Source organism: Mycoplasma sp. NEAQ87857 (assembly GCF_009792315.1).
Classification (GTDB): Bacteria; Bacillota_I; Bacilli_A; order Mycoplasmatales; family Metamycoplasmataceae; genus Mycoplasmopsis.
On the sequence record NZ_CP045542.1, the window covers coordinates 149,932 to 166,053 of the forward strand.

Sequence of the window (16,122 nt, forward strand, 5' to 3'; positions counted from 1 at the left end):
TTCTCCTATCATTTAGGAATGCTATAAAATTCCATTCCATTTAAGTATTCTAAATCACCTTCAAGATTATTTAATTTTAAATAATATGAATGCAACATCAATCTACTTGCTTTTTTACCACCATATTTTCTATCACCATAAATTGGTTGATTTAATCATTTTAAAGCTAATCTAATTTGGTGTTTTCTACCAGTTTTAATTGTTGCTAATTTCTTTTTACCTAAAGTTTCTAAAATAGTAATAGCTAATTTAGAATCAGGAACTTCTTTAGCATAAACTTTAATTTTACCTGTTAAATGATCTTTTTTGTGATATAACCTAACTTCTAATTTATCTTGATTAAAATCACTAATAAATTGATATTTTTTAATAAAACTATTAGATTTAGCATTAAATTGACTTACTGTTTGATAATTTTTTCCATAAACAATAATTCCACTAGTATCTTTATCTAATCTTCCTATGTGAGATGGTTTAAAACTATCTACTGGTTTAAATTTTAAATAATTTAAAACTTGTAGATCTAAATTGTTTTCTCCATCATGCACTGCAATTCCACTTTTTTTATCAATAATTAATAAATTATCATCCTCATATAAAATTTTAAAATCATAGTTGATTTTAGCTATAGTTTCTTTCTTTTTAAAATCAACTATTCCATAAACTACAATATGATCATTCTCTTGAACAATATAATCTTTTTTAATGTTTCTTTTTCCATTGACTTTAATATCTTTTTTTCTAAATAATGATTCAATTTTACTTAGTGGTAAATTATTTAAGTATTTAGTTAATACTTTAAATATAGTTCGATTATGATCATTAAGTGTTGCTTGTATTTCAAACATAAAACTCCTTTAATTAAAAAATAATCCCAAACCCGGATTATTCTTCTCTTTGACTACTAAATAAATCAAAATCATTATCATTTTCATCATCAATATCAACGAAATTAAACTCATCAATTCTTGGTAAATCTCTCATTGTAGTAATTCTAAAATGATCATAAAATTTATTAGTAACTCCATATAAAACTGGATTTCCTTGAGTTGGAGAAATTCCAACTTCTTCAATAACACCTTTATCTAATAAAGTGTTAACTATAGTATCTGATGCTGAACCACGAATTTTTGAAATTTGACCTTTGGTTATTGGTTGTTTGTAAGCAATAATTCCAGCAACTTCAATAGCAGCATTAGTAAGACGTTGTTTTTTGGTGATAGATACCATTTTTTGAATGTATTCTTTGACTGATTCTCTGGTTGCTAATTTATAAACATCGTTAAATACAACTACTTTTAATCCACGATCTTCTTCATTAAAACTTTTATGAAAATCATTTAATACTTTTTTAGCTTCAGCAATAGTTTTAAGATTAAAAATTTCTTTAATTTGTTCTAAAGTTAATCCTTCATCACCTTGGATATAAAGTAATGCTTCAATAATTTTATTTTTCATCAACCACCTCTTTTTTAGTTAGTCATATTTCACCAAATTCACTATCTTGATTAATTGTTAAAAATTGCTGTCTTGCTAAATCTAGAATCGCAATTAAAGTAACTACAAAATGTTGAATTGAAGGTACATTAAACACTTGTTCAAATGAAACTTTATCATTGGTTAATACCAAATTTTTAATGAAATCAAATTGATCTTCAGGAGTTAATTTAAAAGGTTTTAAGCTAGTGGTTCTTAATTTTTTAGCATAAACTCTTTCAAACATCATTCTTAAAGTAGTGATTAATTTCATTGGATTTGAATGACCATCTAACCTAGTTGATGAATCATCAACCATAAATTCTTCAACATTGGAAGGTTTTTTTATAAAGATATCTTGTCTTTTAGTTTCAAAAGTTTTTAATGTATCTCTAACATCAATAAATTGTTGATATTCAACTAATTGTTGAATTAATTCTTGTTTTTCTTCTTCAATTTCTTCTAATTCTTCTGGTTCTTGAAGCAACATTTTAGCTTTAAGTTGCAATAAAGTTGCAGCCATTACTAAATAATCACCAGCTATATCAATTTCATTTTCTTTTAATTGATTAATAATTTCAATATACTGAGTTGCTATTTCTAAAAGATTAATATCTAGAATATTAATCTTTTTATCTTTAACTAAAGCTAAAATTAAATCTAAAGGACCATCAAAATTATCTAGATTACTAATTGTGAATTTGTAATCTGAATCATATTCTAAATATTTATTAGATAGTTTCTTAAGATTCTTTTTGCTCATGTTGTCTTAATTCCCTTTGAATAAGATTTTTTACTCTTTCTCCAAGAGATTTGTTATCTTGCATAATAAAATCAGTTGGTTTAAGTGGTTTTAAAAATGAAACCACAATTTTTAATCTACCTTTTCTTTGTTTATCAAAAGCAGTTTCTGAATTATAAATTGCAACAGGAACAATTGGAATTTGTAAAGTTTGAGCAATTTTAAATGCCCCAGCTTTAAATTCACCTAATTCTTTACCTTTAATTCTTGTTCCTTCTGGGAAAATTACTCCATATGATTTATTTTCTTTTACAAAAACACCAAAATCTGATAATTTTTGAATGCTTTCACGGAAATTCTTACGATCTATTAAAGTAGTATCTAATATGGTTAATGCATTTTTAACCATAAATTTTTTACCAAGTTCTTCTTTAGCAACAAATACTGGAATTTTTTGTAAAATACCTAATTCTTCAGTTTGTTTTTCTAAAGCTGCAATAATAGCTAAAGGATCCATATTTGATTTATGGTTTGGTGCTAAAATAACTCCACCATTATTAGGGAGATTTTCAAAACCTTCAACCACTAAATCAACATTATAAATATTCATTATTTTTTTAGATAATTTTAAAATATATTTATAACGTTCATTAACATCCATCATTTCTGGTGTTTTTTTATATTTTCTAGCTTTCATACGTAAAGAAAAAGCACGTCATAGTCAAATTGGACTAAATAACACTTTCTTTAAAGTTGTATTAATTGCGATTTTTTTCATAATTCTCCTTAACATTTTCTAACACAAAAGCAATTAAAATATCTTGATCATGACTTATGGATATACTAAAATTTAAAAAATGTCATCGATTGTTATATTTTTTAAGATTTATTTGACTAAATCTATAATACTTGTTATTTGCTTTAAAAATAGCTTCTTTTATTGCTCAAGCTCGAGCTAAAAATAATGCTTTTTGCTCTGTTTTTAGTTTTATAAACTGATTAAATTCATCAATTGACAAAATTCTTTTTGCAAAATTAATATCAGCTTTTTCAAAGCGTGAAATATGTGTAATGTCTACACCTATAGGTCTATAAAATGCATCTTGCATTGATTTTAAAGACTCAAGTTCCATAATACTTAAATTATAATTTAATTATTTTAAATGATAAAACAAAAATAGTCTATATGACTATTCTTCAATGGTTAAAACAATGTGATAATCTCCTAATTTCATTTGTTCTAAACCGTTAGGAGCAAATAATTCATATTCAAAACTATATTTATTTTCACTAAATTCTTTTTTGTTTCATACAGAAGTAATTGGCATTTCAATTAATTGGTTTTCAGGACCTGTGACACTTAATGTAAAATGTGCTTCTTGTTGTCAAAGTAATTCAACATAAACTGTTCCAGCAAAAATATTAATTCTTTTTTGATCGTGTGATATTTCGATTCTATTTCTAATGTTTTCACTAGGTTCTCTAAAATCATATACTTGATATTCTTCATTACTGGTTTTTTCAACTTCTGCAGTAAATTGAATTACATTAGGTTCATCAGTATTTTGTGCTAAAATTGTTGATTTAAAATTAATTTTCATATTGAGCTAACCTTTCTAAAATTACATCTTGTCCAAATAAATAAATAGCTTTAGCTAATTCTGGACCATGTTCAACCATTGTAGTTGCTTTTCTAATAGGCATAAATAATTTTTTACCTTTAAAACCAGTAATTGATTGAACTTCTTTGACTAAATTATTAATTAATTCAACACTAAAATCTTTATTTTGATTTAATTGATCTTTTAATAAAGAAGCAAATTGTTTAATTACAATTAATTCTTCTTCATTGAATTCAAGTTTATTAATTGATTTATCATCATAAGCTTTTAATTCATTATTTAAATCAGTAATAGTTACTGCATTTTGTTTAAAAGTTTCAATGAATAACTCACTTCAATCATCTAAGGTTAGGTTCATTAAGTTTGCAATTTCTTGGTTTGATTTATTTTTTAAATATTGTTTTGAGAATCAATTCATTTTTGAAATATCAAATTTTGAAGGACTTTTGCTTAATCTAGCTGGATCAAATCTTGTGATTAATTCTTCTTTGGTTAATAATTCTTTAGCTTCTTTATCAGTTCAACCTAATAATGCTAAAAAGTTAAATATACCTTCAGGCATATAACCTTCATTTTTATAATCTTCAATAAATTGTTTTAAAGTAGTATCACGTTTTGAAAGTTTTTTACCTTCCATATTAGTAATAATAGTTAAATGACCAAAACTAGGTACTTCTCAATTTAAATAATCATATAAAGCTAATTGTTTAGGAGTGTTACCAATGTGTTCTTCACCTCTAAGAATATGTGAAATTTCCATATCATGATCATCAATAACTACAGCAAAATTATAAGTAGGATATCCATCAGATTTATAAATAACTCAATCAGCTAAATCACTAGAATTAAAGCTAATTTCACCTCTAACAATATCGTTTCATTGATAAATCTTATCTTTTGGCATTTTTAATCTAATTGAATATTCACCATTTGCATCACGTTTTTGTTTTTCTTGATCTGAAATTTGTAATCAATTAGGATCATATTTAAAACTTGGAATACCTTTGGCATCGCTTTCATCTTTTTGAGCTTGTAGTTCTTCAGCATTATCATAAGCTTTATAAGCTAAACCTTTAGCTAATAATTCATTAGCAACAGCTTTATAACGATCTAATTTTTCACTTTGACGATATTTACCATATTTTTCATTTGGTTGATATGGACTTTCATCTGGAATAATTCCTAATCAAGCTAAATTATCTAATTGTGAAGCTTCTCCGCCTTCAACATTTCTTTTAACATCAGTATCTTCAAGTCTAAAAACAAAATCACCATCAAAATGTTTAGCATATAAATAACAAAATAAAGCAGTTCTTGCTCCTCCAATGTGTAAATAACCTGTTGGTGAAGGTGCATAACGAGTTCTTATTTTTTTCATTCTTACTCCTTTATAACTTTAATTGGTTTGTAAAGTTGTTTAACTTCATTTAAATAATCGTGATTATTTAAATCATTATCATTGTGTAAATAAATATTTGGTAAAAAGCAAGTTCCTCAACCACTTTGATATCTTGCTTCAACTAACATAAATTTTGGTTTACTAAAGGTTCTTGGGTAGATTAATTGCACTCTTTTAGGTTCAAAGTTGTATTTTCGAAAAATTTCAAAGCAATCCACCATTCTTTCTACTGGTAAAACTAATGATAAAAATCCTTTTTGTTCAATAATTTTTGAACAACCTTGAATTAATTGATCTAAGTTTAAATGTATTTCATGAGTGGCAATTAATTTTTCCATTGAAATATCTTTTTTAACTTTAGTTTTATCAAAAGGATAAAATGGAGGGTTGCAGAAAATAATTTGATATTTTTTATTATTAGTTTTAATAAATTGTTTTCAATAGTCATTAAAATCACTATTTATAATAGTGATTTGATTGTCCATTTGGTTTAATTTAACATTTTCAATTGCTAATTTCGCAGCTTTGGCTTGAATTTCAATTGCATCAATTTTTAATTTTTCATATCTAGAAGCTACAAAAATTGATAAAGCACCATTATTTGCACCAACTTCTAAAGCTCTAGTTGTTTTTTTATTTAAACTAATAAAATTACCAAGCATAATGGTATCTACTGAATAATTAAACATTGATTTATCTTGATAAACATATAAATTCGAATCAAAACCTAAAGAGTTTTTAACTAATTTTCTATTTTCTTTTGTTAAATTTCTTGTTTCTGTCATGTGATTTTTTTTCTTTTTCTTTGTTTAATTTTAAATAATCTTGATATAAATCAGCTAATACACAATCTACTTTACCTTCAACTAAATCTACTCCAACAACAATAACCTCTACTTCATCACCTAAAGTAAAAGTACGTTTATTGCTTGAAAGTTTAGTTAAAGTTTCATTAACTTCATATTCTCCATCAATTAATGTGCTTTTATGTACTAATCCTGAAGCTTTAAAATCAAATTCAATAAAGAATCCAAAGTTTAATATAGTTAAAATTTGAGCTTTAAATTTTTGACCAACTTTATTTTTTAGAAATTCAGCAAATTTCAAATCATTAACATTACGTTCAATTTGTACCGCTTTTTGTTCGCTTTTTGTATTTAAATCCCCATAAATTGGTAAATTATCAATAATGTGCTGAAGTTTATCCATATCTTTATTAATAATAAAGTTTCGAATAATACGGTGAATTATTAAATCTGGATACCTTCTAATTGGACTAGTAAAATGACAATAATAATTACTTGCAAGACCAAAGTGTTTAATGTTTTCTGGAGAATAAATGGCTTTTTGCATAGTTCTTAAAAACATTAATTTAACAAAATCATCATTTCTTTTGTTTTTTACATTTTCAACTAATTGAGCAAAGTTTAATGGATTAATATTATTTGCATTTAAATCACCCATTGAAATTCCTATGGCTGATAAAGCATTTTTTAAATTAATTAATTTATCATCATCTGGAATTTCATGAACTCTATATAAAACTGGAAGTTTATTATCAAATAAAAATTTAGCAACAGTTTCATTCGCTCTAACCATAAAATCTTCAATTAAAACCTCAGAAAATCCACGTTTATTAATCACAATCTCTTTAACACTACCAGTTTCATCTAATTTAATTTTTGGTTCATCAATTTCAAAATCAATATATCCTTGATCACATTTATATTTATGCAAAATTAAACTTAATTCTTTAGCAGTATTTAACATTTGTTTAAGTTCATCTTTATTACTTGCATCTTCATTAATTAAATTAGTTTCATAATACTTATCAACTTGTTTGTAAGTTAATCTAAATTTAGAATTAATAATACCTTGGAAAACATTAGTTTTTACAGTGTTACCATTAGGATCAATTTCCATTTCACAAGCTAAAACAAACCGATCTTCATTAGGGTTTAATGAACAAATTCCATTAGATAATTCTACTGGAAGCATTGGAATAACTCGATCAACTAAATAAACACTAGTTCCTCTTTTTAAAGCTTCTTGATCAATTAAACTATCTTCTTTAACATAGTAAGATACATCAGCAATATAAACTCCTAAAAAGTAATTTCCATTATCTAACTTAGTTACATTAATCGCATCATCAAAGTCCTTAGTATCATCACCATCAATGGTTACAATCATTTTATCTCTAAGGTCAATTCTATTATCTTTATTCTCGTTATCTATGGTTAATGGGATATTTTGAATTTCTTGATTTAAATCACTAGGAAAACCTGCAGGAGCTTTAATTTGTTCTAAATAAGACTTAACAAAAACCATTGGATCAGCTTCATTAGTAATCACTTTAGTAATTTCAATTAAAACACTTTTAGCTTCGTATTTAACAATTTTAGCCACCACTAAATCATTTAATTTAATAGCCACTTTTGATCCAATAATTCTTCAATGAGTTGTTTTGAATTTATTATCTGCAGGAACAAAATAGGTTGTAGTATTTTTTTGCTTAATAAAACCAACAACTTCATCAGTTCCACGTTCTTGGATATGTGTGATTACACCATTTTTTAAATCTTGATCATTAAATGATGAATAAACATTAACTTTTACTGTATCACCGTTGATTGCTCCATTGAAATTAAAGTTTTTAACAAAAACACTATCTTTGGTTTTATTAACCTCGTCAATATTGTAATCTACAAATCCAAATGAACCTCTTTGAGCTACATTTAAAACACCAATAATAGTTTCTTCTAATTCTGGTGCATAATATTCATCATTATTATTTTTAAATACCTTGTATTCTTTTTGTAAAAAAGAAAGAATATTGGTTAATTCTCGATTATTTTTAGGTGAAATTCGAAAGTGTTTAGCTATATCTAAAAAACTTGATGATTTCTTCTGTTGTAAATATTTTAAAATTTTTTCTTTATTCATATTAATTAAAAGCTCTTAATAAGACCGAAACAATTAGGACTATAAAACCTAAAGTAAACATAGTATATTTTAAAAACTTTTTGATACCTCTCTCTTTTGATTGTTTAAATAATTCTAGATCACCAGATCCTACTAAAGCTCCAGAAAATCCATTAGAATCTGGAGACATTAATAAGGACACAATGATTACAATTACAGCTACAATAATTAAAATAATGGTTAAAATGTTCATCTTTTCCCCTTATACCATAAATTTGTTAATAAAAAAATAATAACATATTTTATATATTATTTTATTAATAAATAAATTATAAAGTAAAGAAAAATAATGGACTATTGTCCATTATTTTACAAGTGTTTTGTTTAATAATTCAATTACTTGAGCTTCTGTATCTAATTCAATTGCTTTAGCAGCTAATTCTTGCATTTCTTGGTATGAAAGCCCCATAACTTGCTCTCTAGCACCTAAAATTGAACTAGCACTCATTGAAAATTCGTCTAATCCTAATCCTAAAAGTAATGGTAAAGCTCTAGAATCTCCAGCCATTTCTCCACACATTCCAGCTCATTTACCATTTTTGTGTGCTCCATCAATAACCATTTTAACTAGTCTTAAAATTGATGGGTTTAATGGTTGATATAAGTATGAAATATTTTCACTCATTCTATCTGCTGCCATTGAGTATTGGATTAAGTCATTTGTTCCAATTGAAACAAAGTCTGCATACTTACAGAATTTATCTGATAATACAGCAGCTGCAGGAGTTTCCATCATTAATCCAACTTCAATATTTTCTCTTGGAGCAATATTTTTATTTGTTGCATATACTTCATCATAAGCTTGGTTAAATAATTCCTTTGCATCAAGAAATTCTTGAATATTAGTAATCATAGGGAACATAATTGCAACTTTTCCAAATTCACTAGCTCTAACTAAAGCACGAAGTTGAGTTTTAAAAATTTCGTGATTTTGTAAGCAGAATCTAATTGCTCTATATCCTAAAAATGGGTTCATTTCTTCTGGGAATTTAAAGTATTTTAAAGTTTTATCTCCACCAATGTCTAAGGTTCTAATAACAACTCTTTTACCTTTCATTCCACTAACTACTTCTTTATAAGCTACAAATTGTTCTTCTTCAGTTGGTCAGTGATCATTGTCCATGTATAAGAATTCAGATCTAAATAATCCAATTCCTTCAGCATCATTTTCTAATACTGATTCTAAATCTTTAGGTGTTCCAATGTTTGCTGCAAGTTCAACATGATGAGCATCTTTAGTTTTTGATTCTTTACCTTTTAATGATTTTAATCTAGCTAAATATGCTTGATATTCTAATTCAGCTTTTTCATATTTAACCACTTCTTCATCAGTTGGATTAACAACAACTTCACCTTTAGAACCATCAAGAGCAATTAATTCACCATTATTTACTAATGACATAACATTGTTGGTTCCAACAACTGAAGGAATACCTAAACTTCTAGCCATAATAGCTGTATGAGATGTAGGTCCTCCAATATTGGTTACAAAACCTTGTACGTATTTTTTATTTAATTGAACTGTTTGACTTGGACTTAAATCAACTGCAACAATAATAACTTCTTGATCAATAGCAGCTAAATCAACTTCTTCAATACCATTTAAAGCATAAAGTAGTTTTTTCATTACATCTTTAATGTCAGCTGCTCTTTCACGCATATATTCATCATCCATCATTTCAAACATTGCAGCAAATTGTGTATAAAATTCTTCAACAGCAAATTCAGATGATACGTTATTATCTTTAATATTATTTTCAACACTTTCAATTGCCATAGGGTCTAATACAAAACCAATGTGAGCATCAAAAATAGCTTGATGTTCTGGATCTTGTGCTAAACTTTTTGTTTTTTCAATTTTAGCAATTACTTTTTCTCTAGCTTCTTGATATTTTGCTACTTCTTTTTCTGCTCCTAAAGTTGATTCTTTGGTAACTTTAATTTCAAATTCTTCAACTTTAAAAACCTTAGCAATAGCAACTCCTTTAGAAGCTCCAATTCCTTTTATTGTCATGTTTTCTCCTTTACAATAAATGATAATTTAATTTTATAAAACTTTGTCTTTTTTATTACCTAACTAGGTAAATCACAAAAATAAAATATGTTAATGTTTCCGTTTTGTTTATGCAAAAAGAATGAAAAAGACACTCTTATTTTTCAAACAATAAGATCAATATTGTTTTTAAGAGTGTCTAATAATTAATCATTATTTAACTGTGTCCATTTCATATAGATTAATACTTTTTTTAGCCATTTTGCTTAATGTTTCAAATTCATCAGCAAATTCTTTATTAGTCATAAATTGGTTATATACATCACGTGTTGATCATCTTTCTAACACAACAATTTCACCAGTTTCTCTTAATCCATATTCAAAAGATAAATTTGTTTCAACCATTCTTATTTTTTTAGTTAAAACATATAAATAATCTACAAACGGCTTAATTTTTTCAGGATTTATAACATATAATGTTGCTTTTGCAAAAATCATTATATCTCCTTTCAATTATTGTTTTTTAATACGTGGAAATAATGAAAATTCATTAGCCTGTATAATATTATCAAATTTGCAGTAGTTTGTAATTAATTCCAATGAAAAACTTGCTACACCAAGAGCTTTAGCTACTTCTTCTATTTTTCTTGGTAAAGCTACTTGTAAATAAGTAGCAACAGCATAAATTCCATTTAATAATCTCACTAAAATTTGTTCCAATCTTGGTAAATCTTCTTTTAAGGTTCAAGGTTTAGTTAAATCAATATATTTATTTAAATCATTTGATAAATTAATCGCTACTTTAAAAGCTTTATCAAGCTCATAATTATCAAAATAATTTTGATATTCAGCTATTGAAGCAGCAATTTTTTGCTCAATATCTAAATCTAATTCATTGCTTGGTGCTTGATATTTAATTGATCCATCAAAAGAGTTTGATTTCATTTTTAAAGTTCTAGAAACTAAGTTTCCAAAATTATTAATTAATTCAGCATTAATAATATCAACAAAACGATCTTCATCATAAACCCCATCTTCACCTAAAGGAATTTGAGAAACTAAAAAGTATTTAATCATTTCTGGATGATATTTTTCTAACAATTCAAAAGGATCAACTACATTACCTTTTGATTTAGACATTTTACCAGTTGGTGTGATAATTCAACCATGACTTTGAATTCTTGATGGTTGTCTTAAATTCAATGCTTCTAGAAAAATTGGTCAATAAATCATATGAAATCTTGCAATTTCTTTTCCTAAAATATGCACAACTTCAGCATCTTCATTTTCTCAAAACTCTCTAAATAATTGTGGTTGAGTTTCTAGTTTTGGATCATATCCAAGCATAGTAATATAGTTACATAATGCATCTAATCAAACATATAAAGTGTATTTAGTATCCTCATTTACTTTAATCCCTCAATTAATATTAGTTCTAGATACTGAAAGATTTTCAATTCCTTTATCAATGAAGTTATTCATTAGTTCATGCACAATTTTTTTAGGGAATAAGAAGTTATCATGAGAATTAATATAATCTTTTAATCACCCTTGAAATTTTTGCATATCAAAGAAATAACTTTCTTCTTCAACTCACACAAGTTCATGATCACTTTGAGGGTGATAATATTTATCACCTTTTTTTACTGCTTGAGTTTCAGTTAAAAACTCTTCATCACTAATTGAATATAGACCTTTATATTTATCTTTATAAATAAAACCCTTATTTAAAAAGGTGCTAAAAATATTTCTAACACTTTCTTTATGTTGATTAGAAGTTGTACGAGAATAAAAATCATAATCAATATCAAACACTTTTCACATATTAATATATTTTTCAGCTAAACCATCAACAAATGTTTGAGGATCAACATTGTTTTCTAAAGCTTTTTGCTCAATTTTTTGACCATGTTCATCACTACCTGTAAGCATCTTAACATCATAACCTCTAAGTTTCTTGTAATTTTTAATAACTCAAGTAACTGTAGTTGTATATAAATGACCAATATGTAAATTACCACTTGCATAATAGATTGGAGTAGTTATATAAAATTTTTTATTCATAATACCTCTTTTTTATTGTGAAATTAACTTTTTTAATTATAATATTTTTGCATTTATTCTATAATGATAAATGCATTTAGCGCTAATAAATAAAAAAATATTATAAACTAAAAAAATTGTGTTATAATAATAACACAAATGCGAGTGTAGTTTAATGGTAGAACTTCAGCCTTCCAAGCTGACTGTGAGGGTTCGATTCCCTTCACTCGCTCCATTTCAAGAAATTGACCATATAACAAGCAATGCTTGTTATTTTTTTATGCTTTTTTGTTCCACATTTATTATCGCACCCAAATTTATATATTTTTGGACACACCTATAATTAAATTTATTTTTATCAAGTTTATTTAAAACTAATGGAGATGCAATATGTTTTTAAAATTTGTAATCACAAAAAATATATCAGTTTGGGTGCGTCAAAATTAGTCTTAACCACTTATTTAAAACCTGTTTTTTATTCCTTGTTGGTGGAGTGTATTTTATTAAATTGACTTTAACTTCGAATAAAATTCTTATATAAACTTAAACGTAAGAATAATAGGTGTTTAAGAATGATATAATAAAATTATATTGCACCCAAAGTGATATACTTTTGGATACATAATTATTATTTTTTTTCATTTATGGAACTTTGTGAAAATGTGGCAAGATTTTTTATTGTTTTTGCTTTTACTTTGTCCAAAACTTTATAATTTAATTACAAAAGGAGGTTAAAAATTGGAATCAATAACAAAACAAATAGAACATATTATGACTGAAAACGAAGGAAAAATATATACAGTCAACGATTTTTATCATCTTGGTTCAAAAAATGCAATCAAAGCCACTTTAACTAGGCTATCTAACCAAAATAAAATTGCTAGGTTAGTAGATGGTTTATATATGGTACCTGAATATAGCGAAATTATTAAAGAATACTGTTTCCCTGATATCGATGAAGTTGCTAGAAAAATTGCTGAGAAGTTTGCTTGAACTATTGTCCCAACTGATGTTTCGGCAATGAATTACACTGGTTTATGACCACAGATCTCAAATGCTTATGTATATGCTTCCGATGGACCTTCAAAGGAGTATATGTATAAAGGATGAAAGATTACTTTTAAACACACTTCAAAACGCAATATATCTAATTACTCAAAAGAGTTAGCACTAGTTATTCAAGCTATTACAATATTAGGTAAAGATAAAGTTCGTAGAATAGATATAGAAAGATTATCGTGATTTAATAATTTTATAAAGGGGGATTTAAAATTAGAAGCTAAAAAACTTCCTTATTGAATACAAGAAGTTTTACAAAAAGTACAAGATACAAACTATGAATAAAATTCTAAAATTATCCAATAAAGAATTAAAGCAACTTATTCAAAACGCAGCTCTTAGATTACATATTTCTACTGCTTATATTGAAAAAGATATTTGGATTTGTTTTATTTTAAAATACTTATTCAATGATTTTAAATATAAGGATCGTATTGTTTTCAAAGGTGGTACTTGTCTTTCTAAAGTTTATAAATTAATTAATAGATTCTCAGAAGATATTGATATAGCTTTAGATTGAACACTGATGGGTTATGGTAAAGATGAACCATATGATCACAGAAGTAAGAGACAACAAGAAATGTTTAATGATAGATTAAATAACGACACTCAAACCTTTATCCGTGAAGAAATGCTACCCATTATAAAAAATGATTTAAGCAAAATGTTAAAAGGTAAAAAATACAAACTTTACATTGATCCAAAAGATGGACATACTATACGTTTTGAATATCCTAAAAACTTTACACATAATTCAATAACTCAATATATCCGTTTAGAAATTGGGTGTATAGTTGAACCTATTCCATCATCTAAACATCAAATTGATACCTATATCGCACAAGTATTCCCTGAAGAATTTAGCGATGATATCAAGGTTGTTGCAATGGATAGCTTAAGAAACTTTTATGAAAAATTAACCATTTTACATAAAGAAGCTAATAGAATCAATGGTAACTGACCTTCTAGATACTCAAGACATTATTATGATGTTTATAAGATGATACAAACCGATCTAAGAGAAAAAAGTTTTGAGAATTTAGATCTTTTAGCATCTGTTATTAAATTTAACAATAAGTTTTACACCTGTAATTGAGATCACATTGATCAAATGTTAGAAGGAAAGATGAAACTAATACCTCCAACAGATGGTATTCAAGCATTTAGAGAAAATTACCTTCTCACAGAACATATGTTATTTGGTGAGATTATGACTTTTGATGAGATTCTTAATTCTTTAGCAGAATATCAAGAAGAATTTAATAATTCTATAAAGAATAAATAGTTAGCGTTAAATCAACCTTTATTTTATTTATATAATCACCTCCCCACTTTTAGTATTATATTTTCTAGGTTGTAAATACCTTTAAACACCAAAAGGTATTATAAAATTATCCCAAGATGGGGTAATTTTTCTTTTAATAGGTTGAACTTTTAACAACTTACTAAATTAATCTTTTTTAACGCTATACCTATATAAATATTATTTGTATACTTAAAACTTCGCACCCAAAGTAATATATTTTTAGACACAAAAAAGGAGATTTAAAATGATAGCAATGAAAAAACATATACAAAACGTTATGACAAGAAACGCTGGAAAAATTTATTCGATTAATGATTTCTATGACTTTAAATCAGATAAAAAAAATACGGTTAAGTCAGCTTTATATAGGTTAAATAACGAAGGTAAAATTGTAAGAATTCTTGATGGTTTATATGTAAAACTTAAATATAACAAAGAAGCAAAAGAATATATTTATCCAAGTGCTGAAGATGTTGCAATGAAAATTGCTGATAAATACAGTTGAAAAGTTGCTCCTATGGGCGATCTTGCTTTAAATTATTCTGGATTATCAAGTAAAGTTCCTGATATTTGGACTTATGCATCCGATGGACCTTCTAGAGAATACATCTATAGAGGCGAGAAAATTATTTTTAAGAAAACAGCAATGCGAATCATAACTAAATTCTCTAACGAATTAAATTTAGTTATTCAATCAATTATTGCACTAGGTAAAGATAATATAACACAAGCTGATATTGAGAAATTAGCTCAATTAAAACCATTAATTAAAGAAAATTTAAAATACGATACTAGCATATTACCTTACTGAATTAAAGAAACTATTGACAAAATAGCAGAAGTTGATTATCAAGAGTAGTAGTTTGGTATTTGATTTAATAGCAAGTTAAAACAAGGATTTTTAATCCTTGTTTTTTAAAAATTTAACAATTAGAATAATACTAATGTCTAATTTCCAGTCAAAAAATTTAATATTTAAACTTATTTATTCATTTCTAAGTTAGATATTTAAATTTTGTAAAATTTAATAAGTTATTTTCATAATATGGAGGAAAAAATGATAAACAAGAAAAATCAAGAGACTTTATCTCACCATTTACAAAAATTGGAAGATATAAGTCCAAAACAATTAAATAAAGATCAAAAAGATCTAATCAAGAAGATGTTAGAATTGCTATTTAACGATCCAAATACCACTACTTTAGAGTTCGAAAACGCTTATCGTGTTCTAATTCAAAGAGTAAAAGTTGGATTTACCTTTGATGCAGCTCCATCAGAAGCAAAAAATACAATTTCACTACTTGTGAAAGATGAAGAAAAATCATTTGTTAATGATCCATTAAAACCACATAACCAACTAATTATCGGTGAAAACTACGATGCACTAAAAAACTTATTAGTGATAGAAGGAGAGAGAGAGAGCAAGGTACTAACTCTCTTTACGATGTAATTTACATCGACCCTCCATATAATACTGAATCAGCTTACATTGATGGA

The 16,122-nt window shown here is 26.1% G+C and carries 17 protein-coding genes and 1 tRNA gene; 5 read left to right on the forward strand and 13 right to left on the reverse strand.

Going from position 1 to position 16,122, the window contains the following annotated elements; all coding sequences use genetic code 4:
• Window positions 1–5 precede the first annotated feature (5 nt).
• The 13 genes from GE118_RS00610 to metG form a co-directional block, all read right to left on the reverse strand.
• Complete coding sequence (locus GE118_RS00610) at window positions 6–848, reverse strand: RluA family pseudouridine synthase (protein ID WP_158763535.1); 843 nt, start codon at window positions 846–848, stop codon at window positions 6–8.
• A gap of 37 nt (window positions 849–885) precedes the next feature.
• Window positions 886–1,458, reverse strand: coding sequence for an SMC-Scp complex subunit ScpB (scpB, locus tag GE118_RS00615; protein ID WP_158763536.1), 573 nt, complete (start codon window positions 1,456–1,458; stop codon window positions 886–888).
• Window positions 1,448–2,239 carry a segregation/condensation protein A gene (locus tag GE118_RS00620; RefSeq protein WP_158763537.1) on the reverse strand — a complete coding sequence of 264 codons (792 nt, stop codon included), beginning with the start codon at window positions 2,237–2,239 and terminating at the stop codon, window positions 1,448–1,450. The genes scpB and GE118_RS00620 overlap by 11 nt, the downstream gene beginning before the upstream one ends.
• Entirely contained in the window at window positions 2,220–2,996 is a 777-nt protein-coding gene (locus tag GE118_RS00625; protein ID WP_158763538.1) for a 1-acyl-sn-glycerol-3-phosphate acyltransferase, read from the reverse strand. Before GE118_RS00625 ends, GE118_RS00620 begins: the two co-directional genes overlap by 20 nt.
• Window positions 2,977–3,351 (reverse strand): holo-ACP synthase, encoded by a 375-nt coding sequence (locus GE118_RS00630; protein WP_233262754.1) that lies wholly within the window; start codon window positions 3,349–3,351, stop codon window positions 2,977–2,979. Before GE118_RS00630 ends, GE118_RS00625 begins: the two co-directional genes overlap by 20 nt.
• Window positions 3,352–3,408: 57 nt before the next feature.
• Entirely contained in the window at window positions 3,409–3,819 is a 411-nt protein-coding gene (locus GE118_RS00635) for a hypothetical protein (protein WP_158763539.1), read from the reverse strand.
• Window positions 3,809–5,218, reverse strand: a complete 1,410-nt coding sequence (gene gltX, locus GE118_RS00640) for a glutamate--tRNA ligase (protein ID WP_158763540.1) — start codon at window positions 5,216–5,218, stop codon at window positions 3,809–3,811. Before gltX ends, GE118_RS00635 begins: the two co-directional genes overlap by 11 nt.
• 2 nt (window positions 5,219–5,220) lie before the next feature.
• Window positions 5,221–6,024, reverse strand: a complete 804-nt coding sequence (locus tag GE118_RS00645) for a tRNA1(Val) (adenine(37)-N6)-methyltransferase (RefSeq protein ID WP_158763541.1) — start codon at window positions 6,022–6,024, stop codon at window positions 5,221–5,223.
• A complete protein-coding gene (rnr, locus tag GE118_RS00650; protein ID WP_158763542.1) occupies window positions 5,990–8,185 on the reverse strand; it encodes a ribonuclease R in 2,196 nt (731 codons plus the stop codon). Before rnr ends, GE118_RS00645 begins: the two co-directional genes overlap by 35 nt.
• 1 nt (window position 8,186) lies before the next feature.
• The gene (gene secG, locus GE118_RS00655; RefSeq protein WP_158763543.1) at window positions 8,187–8,417 is read right to left on the reverse strand and encodes a preprotein translocase subunit SecG; all 231 of its coding nucleotides are present in this window, start codon (window positions 8,415–8,417) and stop codon (window positions 8,187–8,189) included.
• A 111-nt stretch (window positions 8,418–8,528) separates the two neighbouring features.
• Window positions 8,529–10,238, reverse strand: coding sequence for a phosphoenolpyruvate--protein phosphotransferase (gene ptsP, locus GE118_RS00660; RefSeq protein WP_158763544.1), 1,710 nt, complete (start codon window positions 10,236–10,238; stop codon window positions 8,529–8,531).
• 192 nt (window positions 10,239–10,430) lie between these two features.
• A complete protein-coding gene (locus GE118_RS00665; protein ID WP_158763545.1) occupies window positions 10,431–10,715 on the reverse strand; it encodes an antibiotic biosynthesis monooxygenase in 285 nt (94 codons plus the stop codon).
• 15 nt (window positions 10,716–10,730) lie between these two features.
• On the reverse strand, window positions 10,731–12,281 hold the full coding sequence (gene metG / locus GE118_RS00670) for a methionine--tRNA ligase (RefSeq protein ID WP_158763546.1): 1,551 nt from the start codon (window positions 12,279–12,281) through the stop codon (window positions 10,731–10,733).
• A 140-nt stretch (window positions 12,282–12,421) separates the two neighbouring features.
• Here metG and GE118_RS00675 point away from each other — a divergent pair.
• From GE118_RS00675 to GE118_RS00695, 5 genes are all read left to right on the forward strand, one after another.
• A tRNA-Gly gene (locus tag GE118_RS00675) sits at window positions 12,422–12,495 on the forward strand.
• A gap of 503 nt (window positions 12,496–12,998) precedes the next feature.
• On the forward strand, window positions 12,999–13,604 hold the full coding sequence (locus GE118_RS00680; RefSeq protein WP_158763547.1) for a DUF6088 family protein: 606 nt from the start codon (window positions 12,999–13,001) through the stop codon (window positions 13,602–13,604).
• A complete protein-coding gene (locus GE118_RS00685) occupies window positions 13,597–14,604 on the forward strand; it encodes a nucleotidyl transferase AbiEii/AbiGii toxin family protein (protein WP_158763548.1) in 1,008 nt (335 codons plus the stop codon). The genes GE118_RS00680 and GE118_RS00685 overlap by 8 nt, the downstream gene beginning before the upstream one ends.
• A 265-nt stretch (window positions 14,605–14,869) precedes the next feature.
• Window positions 14,870–15,484: a DUF6088 family protein gene (locus GE118_RS00690; protein ID WP_158763549.1), complete on the forward strand. Its 615-nt coding sequence runs from the start codon at window positions 14,870–14,872 to the stop codon at window positions 15,482–15,484.
• 198 nt (window positions 15,485–15,682) lie between these two features.
• A complete protein-coding gene (locus GE118_RS00695; protein WP_158763550.1) occupies window positions 15,683–16,075 on the forward strand; it encodes a type III restriction endonuclease subunit M in 393 nt (130 codons plus the stop codon).
• The last annotated feature ends 47 nt before the right edge of the window (window positions 16,076–16,122 follow it).